This is a genomic window from Streptomyces sp. CA189, from assembly GCF_056428985.1.
Genome location: NZ_JBWJVM010000056.1, coordinates 40986 through 59530 on the forward strand (window position 1 = coordinate 40986; position 18545 = coordinate 59530).

Genomic DNA, 18545 nt, shown 5'->3' on the forward strand with positions numbered 1-18545 from the left:
AAGTGACCCCTCATGGCAAAGCGAATCGACGTCAGCGGACTGTCCGCCTTCTACGGCACCCACAAGGCCATCGACGACATCTCGATGACCGTGGAGCCCCGCTCCGTGACGGCCTTCATCGGCCCCTCCGGCTGCGGCAAGTCCACCTTCCTGCGCACCCTGAACCGCATGCACGAGGTCACCCCCGGCGGCCGCGTCGAGGGCAAGGTGCTGCTGGACGACGAGAACCTGTACGGCCCCGGTGTCGACCCGGTCGCGGTCCGCCGCACGGTCGGCATGGTCTTCCAGCGCCCGAACCCCTTCCCCACCATGTCGATCTTCGACAACGTGGCCGCGGGTCTGCGCCTCAACGGCTCCTTCAAGAAGTCCGAGCTCGCGGAGATCGTCGAGAAGTCCCTCCAGGGCGCCAACCTCTGGAACGAGGTCAAGGACCGCCTGAACAAGCCCGGCTCCGGCCTCTCCGGCGGCCAGCAGCAGCGCCTGTGCATCGCCCGCGCCATCGCGGTCGAGCCCCAGGTCCTGCTGATGGACGAGCCCTGCTCGGCCCTCGACCCGATCTCCACCCTCGCCATCGAGGACCTGATCGGCGAGCTCAAGGCGCGCTTCACGATCGTCATCGTCACGCACAACATGCAGCAGGCGGCGCGCGTCTCCGACCGCACGGCCTTCTTCAACCTCTCCGCGGTCGGCCAGCCCGGCAAGCTGATCGAGATCGACGACACGGACCGGATCTTCTCGAACCCGTCCGTGCAGGCGACCGAGGACTACATCTCGGGCCGCTTCGGCTAAACCGGGATGTGAACAGCGTCCTGCGGTGCTGCATGGCGGTGCCACCGCAAGGCGAAAGGGCCGGCTCCCCCTGGGTGGGGGGAGCCGGCCCGCTTCTTTTCCTGAGCCGACCCGGATGCGGGGAAGACGAAAGCCCCGCCGGATCTTCCGATCCGGCGGGGCTCACTGGTGTCCGTACGACGACTCGGACGGTCACACGAAGGCGAGGTTGACCACCCAGAAGCTGAGCGCCGCGACCAGCGCCGCGGCCGGCATGGTGATGAACCAGCCCAGGATGATGTTCTTGGCGACGCCCCAGCGGACCGCGTTCACCCGCTTGGTCGCGCCCACACCCATGATCGCCGAGGTGATCACGTGGGTGGTGGAGATCGGCGCGTGGAAGAGGAACGCCGAACCGAACATGATCGAGGCACCGGTGGTCTCCGCCGCGAAGCCCTGCGGCGGGTCCAGCTCGATGATCTTGCGGCCGAGGGTGCGCATGATGCGCCAGCCGCCCGCGTACGTACCCAGCGAGAGCATCACGGCACAGGCGATCTTGACCCAGACCGGGATCGAGTCGCCCGCGTTCTGCACGTCGGCGATGACCAGGGCCATCATCACGATGCCCATGGTCTTCTGCGCGTCCTGCAGGCCGTGGCCGAGCGCCATGCCGGCCGCCGAGACCGTCTGCGCGATGCGGAACCCGCGCTTGGCCTTGTGCGGGTTGGCGCGGCGGAACATCCACATGATGGCGACCATCACCAGGTAGCCGACGACGAGGCCGACGACCGGCGAGATGAACATCGGGATGACGACCTTGTCGACCACGCCCGACCAGAGCACCTCGGTGCCGCCCGCCAGCGCCGCGCCCACCATGCCGCCGAACAGCGCGTGCGAGGAGGACGAGGGCAGGCCGAAGTACCAGGTGATCAGGTTCCACACGATCGCGCCGACGAGCGCCGCGAAGAGGATCCACATGCCCCGGTTTCCGTGGGGCGTCTCGATCAGACCCTCACTCACCGTCTTGGCGACCCCGCTGCCGAGGAAGGCACCCGCGAGGTTCATGACCGCGGCCATCGCGAGCGCGGCGCGCGGGGTCAGCGCACGGGTCGAGACCGAGGTCGCGATCGCGTTCGCCGAGTCGTGAAAACCATTCGTATACGTAAAGCCGAGCGCGACACCGATGGTCACGACCAGAGCGAAGGTGTCCACGAGGTTCAGGACTCCTTGACCGCGATGGTCTCCACCGTGTTCGCGACGTGCTCGAACGCGTCGGCCGCCTCTTCGAGCACGTCGACGATCTGCTTGAGCTTCAGCACCTCGATGGCGTCGTACTTACCGTTGAAGAGCTGGGCGAGCAGCTTGCGGTGGATCTGGTCGGCCTGGTTCTCCAGGCGGTTGACCTCGATCCAGTACTCGGTCAGGTTCTCCATCGTGCGCAGGTGGGGCATGGCCTCGGCGGTCAGCTCGGCCGCGCGCGCCAGTACCTCGATCTGCTGCTCGACGCCCTTGGGAAGCTCCTCCACGTTGTAGAGGACGACCAGGTCGACCGCCTCCTCCATGAAGTCCATGATGTCGTCGAGGCAGGACGCCAGCTTGTAGATGTCCTCGCGGTCGAACGGTGTGATGAAGGAGGAGTTGAGCTGGTGGAAGATCGCGTGCGTGGCGTCGTCTCCCGCGTGCTCCGCTGCCCGCATCCGCTCCGCGATCTCGACCCGGGCGGAGGAGTCCGCTCCGAGCAGTTCCATGAGGAGCTTGGAGCCCGTGACGATGTTGTCCGCGGATGCGGCGAACATGTCGTAGAAGCTCGTCTCCCTGGGGGTCAGACGAAATCGCACGTGAGGTCCTCGGGGTGCATTGGATTCGGTCAGGCTGATGCTAGGCGCATCCCCCGGCCACGGCTAACCGGCAGTTCCCCAGTGTCCTCCATCAGGCAGAGTGAGGACGACGGCCCCCTGCCCCTGCGGCCGGGGGCCGGTACCCTATACCCATGAGGGGTATAGGTCCCCCATTCCGGACCACGGGAGGACGCATGACTGCCATCCAGGCGGAGGGCTCCGGAGCCACCACGGCCGCGGACACGGCCACGGGCGCGGATACGGCCCCGGCCCCGGCCACGGACACGGGCGCCGGCGCGGTGCACGGCTACCACCACCAGAAGGACGAGCACCTCAAGCGGCTGCGCCGGATCGAGGGCCAGATCCGCGGCCTCCAGCGCCTCGTCGACGAGGACGTCTACTGCATCGACATACTCACGCAGGTCTCGGCGAGCACGAAGGCGCTCCAGTCCTTCGCGCTCCAGCTCCTGGAGGAGCACCTGCGGCACTGCGTCGCCGACGCGGCCCTCAAGGGCGGGGGAGAGATCGACGCCAAGGTCGAGGAAGCGACGAAGGCGATCGCCCGACTGCTGCGCACCTGACCCGGGGAGCGGCGGTCAGCCCGACCACACGCCCATCAGCACCTCGTCGATCCGGTCCTGGCTGAGCCTGTCCTCGGCCACGGCCGACGCCGCGATGATCAGCTCTCCGCACAGTTCGATCTCGGCCAGAGCCACGAGGTCCTGCACCGTCGAACCGCCTGCGGGAGTCACGCGTGTCACCTCAATCTGCCGTCGTCCGGTCGCCGGCACTCGGCTTCTCAGCGTAGGGAGCGCACGGCGCGGCGCGCATGACACGGATGGACCATTTCCGGCCCCCTCACAGGGGACCGATGGCCGGCCATGGCCCGATCGCGCCGCCCCCGGGGGCTCCGGCCGGCTAATCGGCGATCTTCCCGGCATAAATGTCCCCTTCCGCCGGCAGCACGACGGTGACCGGGGTCCCGAAGCCGTAGAGCAGCGTGGTGGAGGACACATCGATCACGCCCTTGTTGACGTAAGTGAAGCGGTGGCGGACCTTCCGCAGCAGGCCCTCGGAGTCGAGGTAGGCGTCGAACGGCACCGCGCCCTTGCTGAACCCTTTCGCCGCCGCCTCCAGCGCCCCCTTCACCGCCGGTGAGGCCTGCGCCGCGGCCCGCGCGATATCGGTCGTACCCCGGTAGTGCCGCACCTTGGTCCCGGCCACCTCGGTCTCGCCCACGTACGTCACCTCCTGCGCCCCGCGCAGCAGCTCGGCGGCGGCCATCGGGTCGGTGGCCCCGCCGGTGACGAGGTTCCCGTCGGCGAGGGCCGTCGTGTCGACCCGGACCCACTTGTCGTCGGGGACGCCCGCGCCCCGGTTCTTCATGTAGAGCGCGCCGGGCACCAGGAGTTCGGTGATGGGCCGGTGTTCGGCCTTGCCCTTGGCGTCGTCGGGCAGCATGACGAGCAGCTGCCCCATCCGGTTCTTGAAGTCGACCCCGCCCTCGCCCCGGATCGTGACCCGGGTGCCGCCTGTCGCCATCTCCATGGCCGTACGGGTCTGCGCGCTCCCGGTCCTGAGGAGCGCGTCGGCGGCTCCGCGGACCGCCGCCGCCGGGTCGTCGGCGGGCCGGGCGTCGTCGCCCGCGACGGCGTCGCCACCGCACCCGCTCAACGCCGCCACCGTCAGGGCCAGGCCGACCGCGACCGCGACCCGACCCGCGCGTCGCCGCCTCCGCCTGTGCTGGTGCACCACCATCGCCTGCCAACCCCCAACGCGTGACCGCTGTTTGCCCGAGGCCCCACCCGCTCCGCTTAACGAGGTCCCGGGCCTCCCGTCACGGCCGCGCACTCCTCGCCCCGGGCCAGTGCCCCACCCGCCCCCGGCCCGGTACCTTGGTGGAGTGGAACCGCACACCGAAGCGACTCTCGTCCCTCCGCTTGCCGCAGTACCGCTGCCCCGCGACCCCTCGGGCCCGGCGGGGACACCGCCCGTCGGCCACACCACCAGCACCTCGGACCGCGGCTCGTTCAGCCTGGCCGTCTGTACGTGCGGCTGGCGCGGCGCGGCCCGCCGCTCCCGCGATCTGGCCCGCAAGGACGCCACCGGCCACGCCGCGCAGTAGCCCGGGACGGCCCGCGACGGGCCCCGGCCCCGGCACCCCGCCCGCCCCCGGTTCGCCCGATCGGACGGCCCGGCTGGCCGGCGCGCCCGGGAGCGGATGCCCTTGTCTCATGCCCGGACCCGCGCCACGACTCGCCGCCCTCCTCTGGGCCCTGCTGATCGCGTTTGCCCCCGCCACCCCGGCCCGGGCCAGCCCCCTGGGCACGGCCGACGGGCCCGGCGACGTCGCCCTGGCCATCGGGGTCACCACCGCCGCGGCCACCGCGACCGGCCTGTGGCTGCGCTCCCACTACCGGCGCACCGACGCGGATGCCGAAGGCACGGACCCCGGCGGCGATCCGTGACCCCGCCCCCGCGCTCCCGTCCGACCGCGGTCCGCGTCTGCTTCGGGGCCGCGGCGCTGTGCCTGCTGGTCGCCGTGGCGCTGACCGTCTGGGACTCGTGCCGCATCGGCTGAGGCTCCGGGCACCGCCCGGAGCACCGCCTCAGGCGGCGAGGTCGCTCTCGTGCCCGCGCCCCGCCGGCTCCGTCGCCGCGAGGTCCACCGGCCGGGCCACCACGCGGTCGCGTGCCCGGACCAGTACGCCCAGCCGCGGGGACCGGGCCACGGCCCGCACCGCCGGGGTCAGCAGCGCCATCGCGAGCGGCGCGAGCAGCAGCACCACCGCGGTGCCCAGGGCGAGCCCCCCGATGACGTCGGTCGGATAGTGCAGGCCCATGTAGACCCGCGTGAACCCCTCCGCCAGGGCCAGCCCGATCCCGATGAAGCCGAGCTTGCGGTGGGCGACGAACAGGCCGACGCCGAGCGCCATCGCGAGCGTCGCGTGGTCGCTGACGAACGAGAAGGCGCTGTCGCCGATCCCGGCGCCGGATTCCAGCACCTCCACCCCGCCGTGCTGCGCGGCCGGCCGCGGCCGGCCCACGAACTCCCGCAGCGGGATGTTGAGGAGCAGCGCGGCCCCGGCGGCGAGCGGGGCCCACACGAGCGCGGTGAAGGACTCGACGGCGGCGGGCTCGTCCTGCCGGCGCGCTCCGCGCCAGCACCAGAGCACCAGGAGGACGAGGGCCAGCAGGATCCCGTACTCGCCCAGGAGCGCGACCGTCCGGTCCAGCCACTCCGGGGCCTGCCGCGCCAGTCCGTTGATCTCGTACAGCAGGCTTACATCCACGTTCGGCCCACCTGTTGTGAGTCCAGCCATGGTGATGCGGCCCCTTGCCCTTGCCTTGGTACCCGTACGGCCGCACCCCGATGTGCGGCCCTTCGCCCCCGGTGATCAATCCGGCGCTTCCGCTCGTCCTGCCCCAGTGACCATGGAACGCCCGTTCTGGCTGCTACGTTCCACTCTCCACCGAATGATCACCCCAACGTTATCGAAGAGTGACTCATCGTCGCAGCTCAGGGCCTTCGCTTCACGCTGTGTTGCCAACGCCCTCGCGCCGGGGCAGCGCCTCCGCGCCGTCCTTCGTCACGCGCGTCGCGCCGAAGTAGTCGGGCGTGTCGATCTTGTCGAAGCGGATCACGGCTCCGGTGAACGGGGCGTTGATCATGTACCCGCCGCCCACGTAGAGCCCGACGTGCCGGATCTCCCGGGAGTTCGTCAGATCGTCGGAGAAGAACACCAGGTCCCCCGGCAGCAGTTCCGCGCGCGAGGGATGCGGACCGGCGTTGTACTGGTCGTTCGCCACGCGCGGCAGATCGATCCCCACCGACTCGTACGCGGCCTTGGTCAGCCCCGAGCAGTCGAACCGCCCGCCCTGCTCGGGCGTCCCGTTCCCGCCCCACAGATACGGGGTCCCCAGCTGCTTCTGCGCGAAGTAGATCGCCCCGGCGGCCTGCTGCGAGGGCGCCACCCGCCCGATGGGGGCCTCGAAGCTCTTGGCGAGGGTCGTGATGGTCTTCACGTACCCCTCGGTCTCCCGGTACGGCGGGACGCCCCCGTACTGCTTCACCGCGCCGGGCCCCGCGTTGTAGGCGGCCAGCATGTTCTTGACCGGGTCGCCGGGCACCTTGGACACGTACCGCGCCAGCTCGCAGTCGTACGAAGCCGCCGACGGGATCGCGTCGTTCGGATCCCAGATGTCACGGTCCCCGTCGCCGTCCCCGTCGACGCCGTGCGTGGCCCAGGTCCCCGGGATGAACTGCGCGATGCCCCGCGCGTCGGCCGGGCTCACCGCGCCCGGGTTCCAGCCGCTCTCCGAATAGAGCTGGGCGGCCAGCAGCGCCGGGGTCAGCGTCGGGCAGAGGTTGCCCCACTTCTGGACGAGGGACTGGTACTTCCCCGGCACGGCCCCCTTCGCGAGCCCGCCGGCCCGCCCGCCGGCGCCGGTCGCGATGCCCGCGGCCGCCGAGTACGTACCGACCACGAGCAGGGCGAGAAAGCACAGGCACGCCCCGAAGCTGATTCCACCGACCACCCAGAGTCTGCGCACCCGCCAACCTTCCCCCATCGAACGGTTTTTCCCGGGGCTTGCGCCACCCCGTGTCGAATCATCCCGCCGGGGAACCGCCACAGGAACCGCCGCACCACGGGCACTTGGAGCACGGACCCCGGCGTACGGGTGAACTCATACGACGATACGAGTTACTTGGGCTCCTCGGCCCCTCTACCCCCTCGGGGCCACGAACAGGCTCTGCACGCTCCGCCCGATCGGGCCCTTCTCGTCGTGCAGCCGTGCGTCCGCCAGCCCGATGCCCGCCGCGTCCACGCTCGTACGAGCCTCCACGCACACCCATTCACCGGCCGGATGGCGGTGCAGGTGCACGGTCAGGTCGCCGTTGACGAAGACGTACCGCCCGAAGTCCATGACGGAGCTGATGCCGTTGCCCGAGTCCGCCGCGACCAGGACCCGGTCCAGGGGCCGGGGCTCCTCCCCGGCGACGAGCGGCACCCGCATCCGCATCCAGCAGGTCCCGGGACCGAGTTCGACGAACGCGCCCCGCGTGAACCGGCTCTCCATCGCCGAGTGGTAGCCCGTCTCCCACGGCACCGGGAAGAACGGCGTCAGCCCCACCTCCCCGGGCGGCGGCAGTTCCGGCCCGGGCACGACGGACGGCACGGACTCCCCCGCCACCCGGATCCGCAGCGCCCGCGCCAGCATCACGGGCGCGGCCCCGGCGGGGGCGAGCGCGGCCTCGACCACCTCGGTGCCGCGGCCGGCCCGCAGCACGCTGGTCGTCAGCTCCAACGGGCCGATCGGCACCGGGCGCAGGATCTCGTAAGTGATCCGGGCGATCCGCATGTCGTCCCGCCCGCCCGGCCGCTCCTCGATCGCCCGCCCGAGCAGCGCGGCCGGCGGACCGGCGTGCTGCGCGCCGGGATCCCACGGTCCGCGCGTGTAGCCGCTCGCCAGGAACCGCCCCACGTCGATCCGCTCGTAGAACCCCTCTACATCACTGACCTTGCCCTCGGCACCCATGGCCGCCACGCTACCGAGTGGTAACCGGCGACCGCCAGCCCCCGCCCCCTCAGCGGGCGAAGCCCAGCCCCACCCCGAGCCCCACCAGGACCGAGCCGATGGCCCGGTTCAGCGCCTTCTGCGCCTTCAGCATCCGGTCGCGCAGCCGGGAGTTGGAGAAGAACAGCGCGACCGCCCCGAACCAGCCCAGGTGCGCCGCCGACATGAACAGCCCGTACCCGACCTGCTGCCACACCGGGGTCCCCGGCCCGACCACCTGCGTGAAGGTGGACACGACGAACAGGGTGGTCTTCGGGTTGAGCACGTTGGTCAGGAAACCGCTCCTGAGCGCCCCGAACGGCGTCAGCCCGCCCTTCTCCTCCAGGTCCACGGTCAGCTCGGCCCGCGCCCGGAAGGTCCGTATCCCGATCCACACCAGGTACGCGGCGCCCGCGAGCTTGATCACCGTGAACAGCTCGGCGGAGGAGGCGATCAGCAGACCGACCCCGAGCATCGTGTACGAGACGTGGACCAGCACCCCGGCCGCGACACCCGCGGCCGCGAACAGCCCGGTGGGCCGCCCGTAGAGGTAGCTGTTGCGGACGACCATGGCGAAATCCGCGCCGGGACTGATGACGGCGAGGAAGGTGATGACGGCTACTGCGATCACTTCGGTCATACGGCGATGCTCCCCGGACCCGCCCACAACGATCAAGGGCTTTCCGCGCCCCGGGCACCCGACGACCACCCAACTCCCCCAAGGGGAGACAATGGGGACGTGCCCAAGCCTCCTCCCGCCGCCCCCGCTCCGCTCCCGCTCCTCCAGGCGGACTGCGCCAACTGCTTCGCGCTCTGCTGCGTGGCCCTGCCCTTCTCCAAGTCCAGCGACTTCGCCGTGAACAAGTCCGCCGGCACCCCCTGCAAGAACCTCCGGCAGGACTTCCGCTGCGGCATCCACACCGGGCTGCGCGACCAGGGCTTCCAGGGCTGCACCGTCTTCGACTGCTTCGGCGCCGGCCAGCAGGTCTCCCAGGTCACCTTCGGCGGCCGCGACTGGCGCACCCACCCCGGCACGGCCCGTGCGATGTTCACGGCCTTCCCGGTGATGCGGAGCCTGCACGAGCTGCTCTCCTACCTCTCCGAGGCCCTCGCCCTCCCCGCCGCCCGCCCGCTCCACGCGCAGCTGCGCACCGCCCTGGCCGACACCACCGAGTGGACCGCGGCGACCCCGGAGGCCCTCACGGAGTTCGACATCACCCCGCTGCGCCAGGAGGTGAACACCCTGCTCCTCAAGACCAGCGAGCTCGTACGGGCCAAGGTGGCGGGCCGCAGGAAGAACCACCGCGGCGCCGACCTGATGGGCGCCCGCCTCCCCGGCGCGGACCTGCGCGGCGCCAACCTCCGCGGCGCCTACCTGATCGCAGCCGACCTCAGCGGCGCGGACCTGCGCACGGCCGACCTGATCGGCGCGGACTTCCGCGACACCGACCTGCGCGACGCCGACCTCCGCGAGGCCCTCTTCCTCACCCAGCCCCAGCTGAACGCGGCCCGGGGCAACGCCGCGACCCGCATCCCGCCCAACCTCACCCGCCCCGCGCACTGGCTCCCGTAGGAGCGGCTTCGGGTCCGCCCGAGGTCCGATTCGAAGCCGACTCCAAACCGACTCGGCGACTGGCGGCGCACACCGGACACTTGTGCGCCCCTAGCGCATCCACGCGCCCCCCGACGGGCGTCACCATCCGCTATCCGCCCCATACGGTGAGCCACAGAACCGGAAGATGATCGTCACCTACCGGCCCACTGGAGACTCCCCCCACCATGCGACGACCACTGACCACGACCCTCGGCACCCTCGCGGCCGCCGCCACCCTCGTCCTCGGCCTCGGCGGCTCCGCGCACGCGTCCTCGGGCGAACTGGTCATCAACGGCCACACGGTCCACGAACCGTCCGGCTGCATCCTGCACAACGGCCCCGCCGCGGTCACGAACCACACCGACAGCCCCGTCTTCATCACCAGCGGCCGCTGGTGCACCGGGCCGGTCATCGGCGTCATCCACTCGGGCGAGACCCGCTTCGCCCCGTTCACCTCGAACATCTTCGTCCCGTAGCCCGGACCCCCCGCGGGTGCCGCGCCCGGCGCGGCACCGGCGTCGACCGACTGACGGAATGTCGGAAAACATCATCGGTATGGTCGAACGAACCACGCCCCGTTGCGCCAAACGGCGCCCCCGCGACGACCACCGAGCACACCGAGACGGCAATCGTTGCCCGCAGTCACCCCTCGTGATACACAGAGTGACCATACGTTCTTTCCCCCACACGCCGCCCGACCCCAGGTCAGGACATATGAACGGCACCCGGGGCGACGGATCGGGTAAAGAGAGCAGTCAAGTCGACATCCGACGGCGGTTTCATCAGGGAAGATAGAGCGTGACCCCTGCCGTCCGGGCACGGGCTACCGGAACTACCCATACAGGGGCGGTGAGTTACATGATCCTGGCAGCCGAAAAGGGCGACATCACCACCATCATCGGCGGAATCGCCCCGAACTGGGGGCCGTTCGGCAGTCTCGGCAACGAAGCGAAGATCATGATCGAAGTGGTCATGGCCGTAGCGATCCTGCTCTGCCTGGGCATCGCCATCTGGGGCGCGGCCAAGCAGCGCATCGGCGCCACCGCACTGCGCGACACCTTCAGCGCGGAACAGGGCAAGGGCCTCATCGTGGCCGGCCTGACGGGCGTCTTCATCATCGGCTCACTGGGCACCCTCTTCACGATCGTCTACGGAATGGCCGTCTAGCCCGAGCTCTGATGAGGACTCACCACGCCGCGCCTGCGCGGATACCAGCGCTACCGTCGTACGACGCGGAGGGGGCGAACACCGAATGAGCACCGACGACCAATACGGTGGCGGCGAGGTCGGCGGCACCGGCCAGACCCGTACCCGCTTCCCGGAGCCCACGGACCCGTACGCCCCACCGCGCCGCACCCCCCGAGGCCTGATCACAGTCGTCGGCGTAGTGGTCCTCCTCATCGCAGCCATCGCCTTCGCCAACCAGTCCCGCACCCCCGAGGACCCGGCCAACCCGGACAAGCCGCCGACCGCCAACCCCACGGCCGCCACGGGCGTGGCCCCAGTGGACGGCAAGGCGTCCGGGGTGCCTTCCGGTTTCCCGCAGGATCAGCAGGGAGCCCAGTCCGCAGCATCGAACTACGCCGTGGCACTCGGCTCTGACGGCATGTTCAACTCTGTGCGCAGACACGCCATCGTCGACGCCGTCGCAGACGACAGCACCAGGACGAAGCTCCAGAGCGGCTTCGACGCCGACTACTCGCCCGGTCTGCTCTCGCAGATCGGGTTGACCAAAGACGGCCTCGCGCCCACGGGTTCCACGTTCGTCAACCGGACCGTTCCGGCCGGCGCCAAGGTCAAGAGCTTCTCCAACGGGACCGCCTCGGTCGAGGTCTGGTGCATCGGCATGTTCGGCCTGACCGGTGAGAAGTCCACCCGCCCCGTGACCAGCGGCTGGTTCACCATCTCCCTGACACTGAAGTGGAACGGGTCCGACTGGAAGGTCCTCGAGACCGCGCAGAGGGACGGTCCTACCCCCGTGACCGGCGACAACCCGGTGTCCACCGCAGACGAGATCGGCCGCGCCGTCACCGAGTTCGGAGGCTTCACCTATGCCCGGTAGCCGCAAGCTGCCGCTCCGCGGCATCGGTGCCACGGCAGCAGCCGTTCAAACCGCCGTCATCCTCTTCGCCGCCCGCGCGACGGCCGCTCCGACACCGCCGCCAGCCCCGTTGCCCAGCCCGAGCAACCCCTGCGGGTTGATCTCGGGTCCGGCCAAGGACTACTGCGAACGCGACGGCTCCGCCCCCGCCCCCGGCGCAGGCCTCGCACCCAGCGACCCCACCGACGCCCTCAACCCCCTCTCCTCCCTCGCAAAGGGCTGCGCCGACGCCGCCGCCTGGATCGTCGGCGAACTCAGCAAAGCGGTGAACGGCACCGCCAACGTCGACTTCACCAACGGCGCCTTCCTCAAGCAGTACGCCATCGTCTTCGCCGCCTCCACCATCCTCACGCTCATCCTCTGGCTCTTCGCCGTAGCCAAACGAGCCATCCGGGGCGTCCCCTTCGCCACCGCCATGTCCGAAGCCATCGGCTTCCTCTGGCTCACCGTCCTCGCCTCCGCCTTCACCCCCCTCATCCTCTACACCGTCGTCTCCGCCACCGACGGCGTCACCGAGGTCATCGCCTCGGCCACCGGCGGCCAGACCGACGTCTTCTTCGGCTCCTTCGCCGAAGCCCTCAAAAAGGGCGACGACATCGGCGGCGGCCCGATCATGCTGATCGTCGTCGCACTCGTCACCGTCCTCGCCGCCGGCATCCTCTGCCTGGAGCTCGTGATCCGCGCCGCGCTCCTCTACGTCGGCGCCCTGCTCGGCACCGTCGTCTACGCCGGCCTCGTCGACCGCAACCTCTGGGGCCACGTCCGCCGCTGGGCGGGCATCATGATCGCCGTCATCCTCGTGAAGCCGGTCATCGTCATCGTCCTCGGCCTCGCCGGAGCCCTGGCGGGCGACAAGGGACCGAACGCCTTCTCCGCGGTCGTCTCCGGCCTCGCCATCATCCTCCTGGCGATCTTCGCCTCCGCGATGATCTACCGCTTCGTCCCCGGCTTCGGCGACGAGATCGCCTCCGCCCGCACCAACCGCAGCAAGGCCACCGACGGCGCCCAGGCGGCCGCCGTCATCAGCTCCCCGGCCTCCCTCGTCTCCCAGGGAATCAAGACCCACAGCAGCCGCGGCGGCGGAAACAGCGGCGGCGGCGGCGCCCACCGCGCCGGCGGCGACGCCAACCAGATCTCCGGAGGCATGGCCGCACACAGCAGCCGCGGCTCCGGCGGCGGAAACAGCGGCGGCCCCGCCGCCGCACCCCCGCCCCGTACGGGCTCCAGCACGAGGAACACAGGAGGTGACGGGCGGTGACGACCCAGTCCCACCAGCTCCACCCGGTCACGCCCCGCCGCACGTATCTCATCGGCCGGGCCCGGCCGAACGCGATCGTCGGCAAGAACCGCGAGACCGGCGAGATCGCCCTGATCATCGTCGGCGCGTTCCTCGGCATGATGAGCGGACTGCTCGTCCCCTCCCTCACCCTGCGCATCGCCTCCCTCGCCGGCTTCCCGATGCTCGCCCTCGCCGCCGTCTACGTCCCCTACCGCGGCCGCACCTTCTACCGCTGGTTCGAGATCAACCGCAGCTACAAGCGCACCCTGCGCCGCGGCACGACGTTCCGCTCCGGCTCCATGGAAGCGGGCATCCGCGCCGCCGACGGCCGCGAGGTCGAGGTCGGCCCGCCCCCCGGCATCGGCCGCATCAACTGGCTCGCCGCCCCCTTCGGCCCCGACGAAATCGCCGTCCTGCTCCACGCGGACCGCAGAACCGTCACCGCCGCCATCGAGATCGAGGGCCCCGGAGTGGGCCTGCGCGACAGCGAGGACCAAGAGGCCCTCGTGGACCGCTTCGGCACCCTCCTCAAGCACGTGGCCAACGGCGACGGCTTCGTCACCCGCCTCCAGATGCTCGTACGCACCCTGCCCGCCGACCCGGAGGCCCACGACAAGGACGTGGCCGCCCGCGGCGACACCAACGCCCCCGTCTGGCTGCGCGATTCGTACGACCAGCTCCAGTCGATGGTGTCGACCTCCTCCGAGCAGCACCGCGCGTACCTCGTCGCCTGCATCCACTTCACCCGCGAACTCGCCGCCGAGGCCCACACCATCGCCCGCGCTGCCACCCCCCAGAAGGGCCGCAGGGTCGACCGCGACGCCGGTCTCGCCATCGTCATGGCCCGCGAGCTCACCGACATCTGCGCCCGCCTCGCCGAGGCGGACATCCGCGTCCGCCAGCCGCTGGGCCAGGGCCGCCTCTCCTCCCTCGTGCACTCCATGTACGACCCGGACCACCCCATCGACCACATCCAGGCGATGACCAAGCGCAACGCCTGGCCCGCCGAACTGGACGCGGTCGAACCGACCTACCTCCAGGCCAAGACCCGCGAGTCCTCCACCCGCGCCCCCTGGTGCCACGCCACCGCCTGGGTCAAGGAATGGCCGATGACCCCGGTCGGCGTGAACTTCCTCGCCCCGCTCCTCGTCCACACCCCCGACGTCATCCGCACGGTCGCCGTCACCATGGACCTGGAACCCACCGAGATCGCCATCGAGCGCATGCTCACCGAGAAGACGAACGACGAGGCCGACGCCAGCCGCGCCGCCAAGATGAACCGCACCGTCGACCCCCGCGACATCGCCGCGCACGGCCGGCTCGACCAGCGCGGCGAAGACCTCGCGAGCGGCGCCGCCGGGGTCAACCTGGTCGGCTACATCACGGTCTCCTCCCGCTCCCCCGAAGCCCTTGCCCGCGACAAGCGCACCATCCGCGCCTCGGCGGGCAAGTCCTACCTGAAGCTCGAATGGTGTGACCGCGAGCACCACCGCGCCTTCGTCAACACCCTGCCGTTCGCCACCGGCATCCGACGCTAGCTGGAGGGAATGGCCGCCCATGCGAGATCCCATGTCCGCCCTGACGGACGCCTTCACCAGCTTCCTGTTCGGCAAGGTGGAAACCACCAGACTCCCCGTCCGCACGTCCACGGGCCAGGCACAGGCCGTCTACCTCCCCACGGCCGCCCCCGGACTCGGCGACTCCGGCGTCATCATCGGCCGTGAGGTCTACAGCGGCAAGGGCTACATCTACGACCCCTTCCAGCTGTACGGCCAACAACTGCCCGCCCCCCACTGGCTGGTCCTGGGCGAGTCCGGCAACGGCAAATCAGCCCTGGAAAAGACGTACGTCCTACGCCAGCTCCGCTTCCGGGACCGCCAGGTCGTCGTCCTGGACGCCCAGGGCGAGGACGGCGTCGGCGAGTGGAACCTCATCGCCCAGCAGCTGGGAATAACCCCCATCCGCCTGGACCCCATCGCCGCCAACGACGACGGGATCCGCCTCAACCCCCTCGACCCGGCGATCACCGCGACGGGCCAGCTCGCGCTGCTCCGAACCATCATCGAAGTCGCCATGGGCCACGGCCTGGACGAACGCTCGGGCTTCGCCCTGAAGGTCGCGCACGCCTACGTGGTCGAAACGATCCGCGACCGCCAACCGGTCCTGATGGACATCGTCGAACAACTGCGCCACCCGGAACCCGAGTCGGCCCTCTCGATGAACGTCGCCATAGACGACGTCCGCGCCTGGGGCTTGGACGTCGCGCTCGTCATCGACCGCCTGGTCGACGGTGACCTGCGCGGCATGTTCGACGGCCCGACCACCGTAGGCATCGACCTCGACGCCCCCCTCATCGTCTTCGACCTCTCCCACATCGACCGCAACTCCATCGCCATGCCGATCCTGATGGCGATCGTCGGCGTATGGCTGGAACACACCTGGATCCGACCGGACCGCAAGAAGCGCATCTTCCTCGTCGAGGAGGCCTGGCACATCATCAACAGCCCCTTCGTGGCCCAGCTGTTCCAGCGCCTCCTCAAGTTCGGCCGACGCCTCGGCCTGTCCTTCGTAGCGGTCGTCCACCACCTCTCGGACGTAGTGGACGGCGCGGCGGCCCGCGAAGCGGCGGCGATCCTCAAAATGGCCTCGACCCGCACGATCTACGCCCAGAAAGCGGACGAGGCCCGCGCCACGGGCCGCGTCCTGGGCCTCCCCCGCTGGGCGGTGGAAATCATCCCGACCCTGACCCCCGGCATCGCGGTCTGGGACGTGAACGGCAACGTCCAGGTCGTCAAACACCTGATCACCGAAGCCGAACGCCCCCTGGTCTTCACCGACCGTGCCATGACCGAATCCTCGGTCCAGCACCGCCTGCCCGACGACCTCCTCGCCGCCGAACTGGAGACAGAGGAGCGCGCCCTCCTGATGGAACGCCACCGCAACGCCGGCGGCTCGGCGACCACGGTGGCCTGACCATGCCCAACAGCACGGACCAGCGCCCCCAAGGCGGCATCCCGGACGGCCTCCTGGTAGGCCTCTTGGCCTTCCTCCTGGGCCTGGCCGTCCTCACCTGGACGTCCACCGGCCTGGCGGCCTTCTTCACGAAGGGCGCCTGGCCGAGCGAGGTCACCTTCACCCGCACCCCGACCGCGGTCCGCTCGCTGATAGCTCAACCCCAGAACATCCCGGCCGCCTGGCCGGACACACCCCCCGAGGCCCTCTCCAACTGGGGCCTCTTCTGGGGCCTGTTCATCAGCCAGCTGCTGATCTTCCTGGTCCTGGCGATCTTCACCCTGGGCATCGTCGCCCGCACAAAATCCCGCCACCGCCAGAAGGCCCAGCAGCCACATCCAGCCCCGCCGGCGTTTGAGGCGCGGGGGTCCGGGGGCAGGCCCCCGGCAACGGCGCCGCACCCTCCCCCACGGACGAGGCGTACCGCTACGGCTTCGGCTACGCCCCAAGCCCGGTACCCGTACCCCCGCCACAAACCCATCGCCTCACCTACGCCCCACCCCACGCCCGAACCACCACAGCCGCAGAGGCCATCGCAGCCGCACAGGGCGCGATCCTCGTGATCACGTCCTCCCCCGCCCTCTGGTCGAACACGAAGGACGCCCGCTCCAAACTGGGCCCCGTCCTCCTCTACGACCCCTCCCACCTCTGCGACACCCCGGCCCGCATCCACTGGAGCCCCACAGAAGGCTGCACGGACCGCGCCACCGCCGCCGCCCGCGCCATCGCGCTGCTCGCCCCGGTCCGCCCCCAGGCCCGTATGGACTCCGCCATCGCGGACACCGCGGAAACGCTCCTGCGTAGTTGGCTCCAGGCCGCCGCCCTGGACGACCGCCCCTTCAAGCAGCTGCACCGCTGGGCCCAGGGCACCAACGCCCAGGAGCCGGTCCGCATCCTCCGCACCCACCCCCAGGCGGCGACGGCCGCCCCCGGCGCGGCCGGCGAACTGGAGAGCGCGCTCACCGCCCACCCCGACCGCCGCGAACAGGCCCAACACCTCACGGCCCGCGCCCTGACGGCCCTCTCCTCGATCCACATCCGGGAATCCTGCACCCCGAACCGAACCGATTCCCTCGCCCTCGCATCGTTCGTCTCCGAAGGGGGCACCCTCTACGTGGTGGGCGAACCCCTGGAAGACCCCCGTGCCCACCCGGGTGCGATGCCACTGCTGACCGCACTCGCCTCGAGCGTGGTCGAGCACGGCAGCCGCATGGCCGCACGGTCATCCGACGGTCGGCTCGACCCACCACTGACCCTGGTCTTCGAGGACGTCGCCGCCGTGGCCCCGATCCCCCAACTGCCGCAGCTGCTCCAGGACACGACGCTCCCCCTCGTCGCCCTGTGCCGCAGCCGTGAACAGGCCCGCTCCCGTTGGCCGGAAGCGGACCTCCCCGTAGCCGCCCGCTAAGCGGGCCGCGGGAACACGTACTCCAGCTCCTTCGCGGACGGGTCGGTCGGCATCGGCACGACCGTCCCGCTGGGCACGAACCCGAACCGCCGGTAGAACGCCCCGGCCCGCGTGTTCTCCTCGTGCACGAAGAGCCGTACGCGAGCCAGCGCCGGCTCCTCCAGCCCCCAGGCCCACTCCAGCGCGGCCGCGAACAGCTTCTCGGTCAGCCCGGTCCCCCGCTGCCCAGGCCGGACGAACACACCCACGAGGTGCCCCTGGGCCTGCTCGATCTCCCCATCGAAGATGTCGGTCGTGCCAGCCACCTCCACGAGGACGGTCACCGTCCCGGCCCACACCCCATCAGGCCCCTCGGCCACGAACTGCCGGACGCTTCGCCCTGCCGCGCCCCCGGCAGCCCGCTGCTGCCAGAACTCATCGGTCTGTTCCTCACCGTGTTCAAGGGTCTCCAGGAAGGCCACCGGCGCGGCCGGATCCCGCAGAGCCGCGATCCGCAGCTCCTTCACCTTGTCCCACTCTTCAGCCCGGATAGGGCGTATCACGTACTCGTTCATACCTCGGGATCCTAACGAGCCGGCCGGCCCGGCTTCATCCGAGTTTCCCCACCACAGAGGCCCAGGGAACCAAAAGGGCCCGTAAACGCAGAAAAGCCCCGCACCGAACCCTATAAGGGTTGGTGCGGGGCTTTCCCACAATGATTGTTCGGCGGCGTCCTACTCTCCCACAGGGTCCCCCCTGCAGTACCATCGGCGCTGAAAGGCTTAGCTTCCGGGTTCGGAATGTAAACCGGGCGTTTCCCTAACGCTATGACCACCGAAACACTATGAAGTTAACCAACCGGATATGACACAGTTCGTTACTTCAGAACTAACACAGTGGACGCGAGCAACTGAGGACAAGCCCTCGGCCTATTAGTACCAGTCAGCTCCACCCGTTACCGGGCTTCCACATCTGGCCTATCAACCCAGTCGTCTACTGGGAGCCTT

The 18545-nt window shown here is 70.2% G+C and carries 20 protein-coding genes, 2 rRNA genes and 1 pseudogene; 12 read left to right on the top strand and 11 right to left on the bottom strand.

Going from position 1 to position 18545, the window contains the following annotated elements; all coding sequences use genetic code 11:
- Window positions 1-12 precede the first annotated feature (12 nt).
- Window positions 13-789, top strand: coding sequence for a phosphate ABC transporter ATP-binding protein PstB (gene pstB, locus AC061S_RS31255; protein ID WP_478689241.1), 777 nt, complete (start codon window positions 13-15; stop codon window positions 787-789).
- Window positions 790-981: 192 nt separating this feature from the next.
- Here pstB and AC061S_RS31260 read toward each other — a convergent pair whose 3' ends face one another.
- Window positions 982-1980, bottom strand: a complete 999-nt coding sequence (locus AC061S_RS31260; RefSeq protein ID WP_266907254.1) for an inorganic phosphate transporter — start codon at window positions 1978-1980, stop codon at window positions 982-984.
- A gap of 5 nt (window positions 1981-1985) precedes the next feature.
- Window positions 1986-2606, bottom strand: a complete 621-nt coding sequence (locus AC061S_RS31265) for a DUF47 domain-containing protein (protein ID WP_327253576.1) — start codon at window positions 2604-2606, stop codon at window positions 1986-1988.
- A 194-nt stretch (window positions 2607-2800) separates the two neighbouring features.
- On the opposite strand from AC061S_RS31265, the gene AC061S_RS31270 reads away from it, so the two are divergent.
- Window positions 2801-3187: a metal-sensitive transcriptional regulator gene (locus AC061S_RS31270; protein ID WP_478689242.1), complete on the top strand. Its 387-nt coding sequence runs from the start codon at window positions 2801-2803 to the stop codon at window positions 3185-3187.
- 15 nt (window positions 3188-3202) lie between these two features.
- Here the strand turns inward: AC061S_RS31270 and AC061S_RS31275 are convergent, their stop codons facing one another.
- Window positions 3203-3358 carry a hypothetical protein gene (locus AC061S_RS31275; protein WP_478689243.1) on the bottom strand — a complete coding sequence of 52 codons (156 nt, stop codon included), beginning with the start codon at window positions 3356-3358 and terminating at the stop codon, window positions 3203-3205.
- A 166-nt stretch (window positions 3359-3524) separates the two neighbouring features.
- A complete protein-coding gene (locus tag AC061S_RS31280) occupies window positions 3525-4364 on the bottom strand; it encodes an SCO4651 family lipoprotein (protein WP_478689244.1) in 840 nt (279 codons plus the stop codon).
- A 145-nt stretch (window positions 4365-4509) separates the two neighbouring features.
- Between AC061S_RS31280 and AC061S_RS31285 the strand changes: the two genes are divergently transcribed.
- Window positions 4510-4731: a hypothetical protein gene (locus tag AC061S_RS31285; protein WP_478689245.1), complete on the top strand. Its 222-nt coding sequence runs from the start codon at window positions 4510-4512 to the stop codon at window positions 4729-4731.
- 109 nt (window positions 4732-4840) lie between these two features.
- Entirely contained in the window at window positions 4841-5074 is a 234-nt protein-coding gene (locus AC061S_RS31290; RefSeq protein ID WP_478689246.1) for a hypothetical protein, read from the top strand.
- A 141-nt stretch (window positions 5075-5215) separates the two neighbouring features.
- Here AC061S_RS31290 and AC061S_RS31295 read toward each other — a convergent pair whose 3' ends face one another.
- The 4 genes from AC061S_RS31295 to AC061S_RS31310 all read right to left on the bottom strand — a co-directional run bounded on the left by AC061S_RS31295 (window position 5216) and on the right by AC061S_RS31310 (window position 8805).
- On the bottom strand, window positions 5216-5929 hold the full coding sequence (locus tag AC061S_RS31295; protein WP_478689247.1) for a phosphatase PAP2 family protein: 714 nt from the start codon (window positions 5927-5929) through the stop codon (window positions 5216-5218).
- A gap of 211 nt (window positions 5930-6140) precedes the next feature.
- Window positions 6141-7178 carry a C40 family peptidase gene (locus AC061S_RS31300; protein WP_478689248.1) on the bottom strand — a complete coding sequence of 346 codons (1038 nt, stop codon included), beginning with the start codon at window positions 7176-7178 and terminating at the stop codon, window positions 6141-6143.
- A 156-nt stretch (window positions 7179-7334) separates the two neighbouring features.
- Complete coding sequence (locus AC061S_RS31305) at window positions 7335-8147, bottom strand: thioesterase family protein (protein WP_478689249.1); 813 nt, start codon at window positions 8145-8147, stop codon at window positions 7335-7337.
- 49 nt (window positions 8148-8196) lie between these two features.
- Entirely contained in the window at window positions 8197-8805 is a 609-nt protein-coding gene (locus AC061S_RS31310; RefSeq protein ID WP_478689250.1) for a LysE family translocator, read from the bottom strand.
- A gap of 99 nt (window positions 8806-8904) precedes the next feature.
- Between AC061S_RS31310 and AC061S_RS31315 the strand changes: the two genes are divergently transcribed.
- The 8 genes and pseudogenes from AC061S_RS31315 to AC061S_RS31350 all read left to right on the top strand — a co-directional run bounded on the left by AC061S_RS31315 (window position 8905) and on the right by AC061S_RS31350 (window position 17559).
- On the top strand, window positions 8905-9738 hold the full coding sequence (locus tag AC061S_RS31315; protein ID WP_478689251.1) for a pentapeptide repeat-containing protein: 834 nt from the start codon (window positions 8905-8907) through the stop codon (window positions 9736-9738).
- 206 nt (window positions 9739-9944) lie between these two features.
- The gene (locus AC061S_RS31320; RefSeq protein WP_478689252.1) at window positions 9945-10235 is read left to right on the top strand and encodes a hypothetical protein; all 291 of its coding nucleotides are present in this window, start codon (window positions 9945-9947) and stop codon (window positions 10233-10235) included.
- Between the two features lie 382 nt (window positions 10236-10617).
- Window positions 10618-10926, top strand: a complete 309-nt coding sequence (locus AC061S_RS31325) for a hypothetical protein (RefSeq protein WP_031145169.1) — start codon at window positions 10618-10620, stop codon at window positions 10924-10926.
- An 85-nt stretch (window positions 10927-11011) separates the two neighbouring features.
- Window positions 11012-11821 carry a hypothetical protein gene (locus tag AC061S_RS31330; RefSeq protein WP_478689253.1) on the top strand — a complete coding sequence of 270 codons (810 nt, stop codon included), beginning with the start codon at window positions 11012-11014 and terminating at the stop codon, window positions 11819-11821.
- Entirely contained in the window at window positions 11811-13118 is a 1308-nt protein-coding gene (locus AC061S_RS31335; protein WP_478689254.1) for a hypothetical protein, read from the top strand. The genes AC061S_RS31330 and AC061S_RS31335 overlap by 11 nt, the downstream gene beginning before the upstream one ends.
- Window positions 13115-14677 (top strand): SCO6880 family protein, encoded by a 1563-nt coding sequence (locus AC061S_RS31340; protein WP_478689255.1) that lies wholly within the window; start codon window positions 13115-13117, stop codon window positions 14675-14677. Before AC061S_RS31335 ends, AC061S_RS31340 begins: the two co-directional genes overlap by 4 nt.
- Window positions 14678-14696: 19 nt before the next feature.
- Window positions 14697-16112 (top strand): ATP-binding protein, encoded by a 1416-nt coding sequence (locus AC061S_RS31345; RefSeq protein WP_243339410.1) that lies wholly within the window; start codon window positions 14697-14699, stop codon window positions 16110-16112.
- Between the two features lie 2 nt (window positions 16113-16114).
- Window positions 16115-17559 (top strand): annotated as a pseudogene (locus AC061S_RS31350) (P-loop NTPase family protein).
- Here AC061S_RS31350 and AC061S_RS31355 read toward each other — a convergent pair.
- The 3 genes from AC061S_RS31355 to AC061S_RS31365 all read right to left on the bottom strand — a co-directional run.
- Window positions 17556-18113 (bottom strand): GNAT family N-acetyltransferase, encoded by a 558-nt coding sequence (locus tag AC061S_RS31355; protein ID WP_478689256.1) that lies wholly within the window; start codon window positions 18111-18113, stop codon window positions 17556-17558. The pseudogene AC061S_RS31350 and the gene AC061S_RS31355 overlap by 4 nt on opposite strands.
- Window positions 18114-18259: 146 nt before the next feature.
- Window positions 18260-18377: ribosomal RNA gene (gene rrf / locus AC061S_RS31360) — 5S ribosomal RNA — on the bottom strand.
- Between the two features lie 73 nt (window positions 18378-18450).
- A 23S ribosomal RNA gene (locus AC061S_RS31365) occupies window positions 18451-18545 on the bottom strand; the annotation flags it as partial.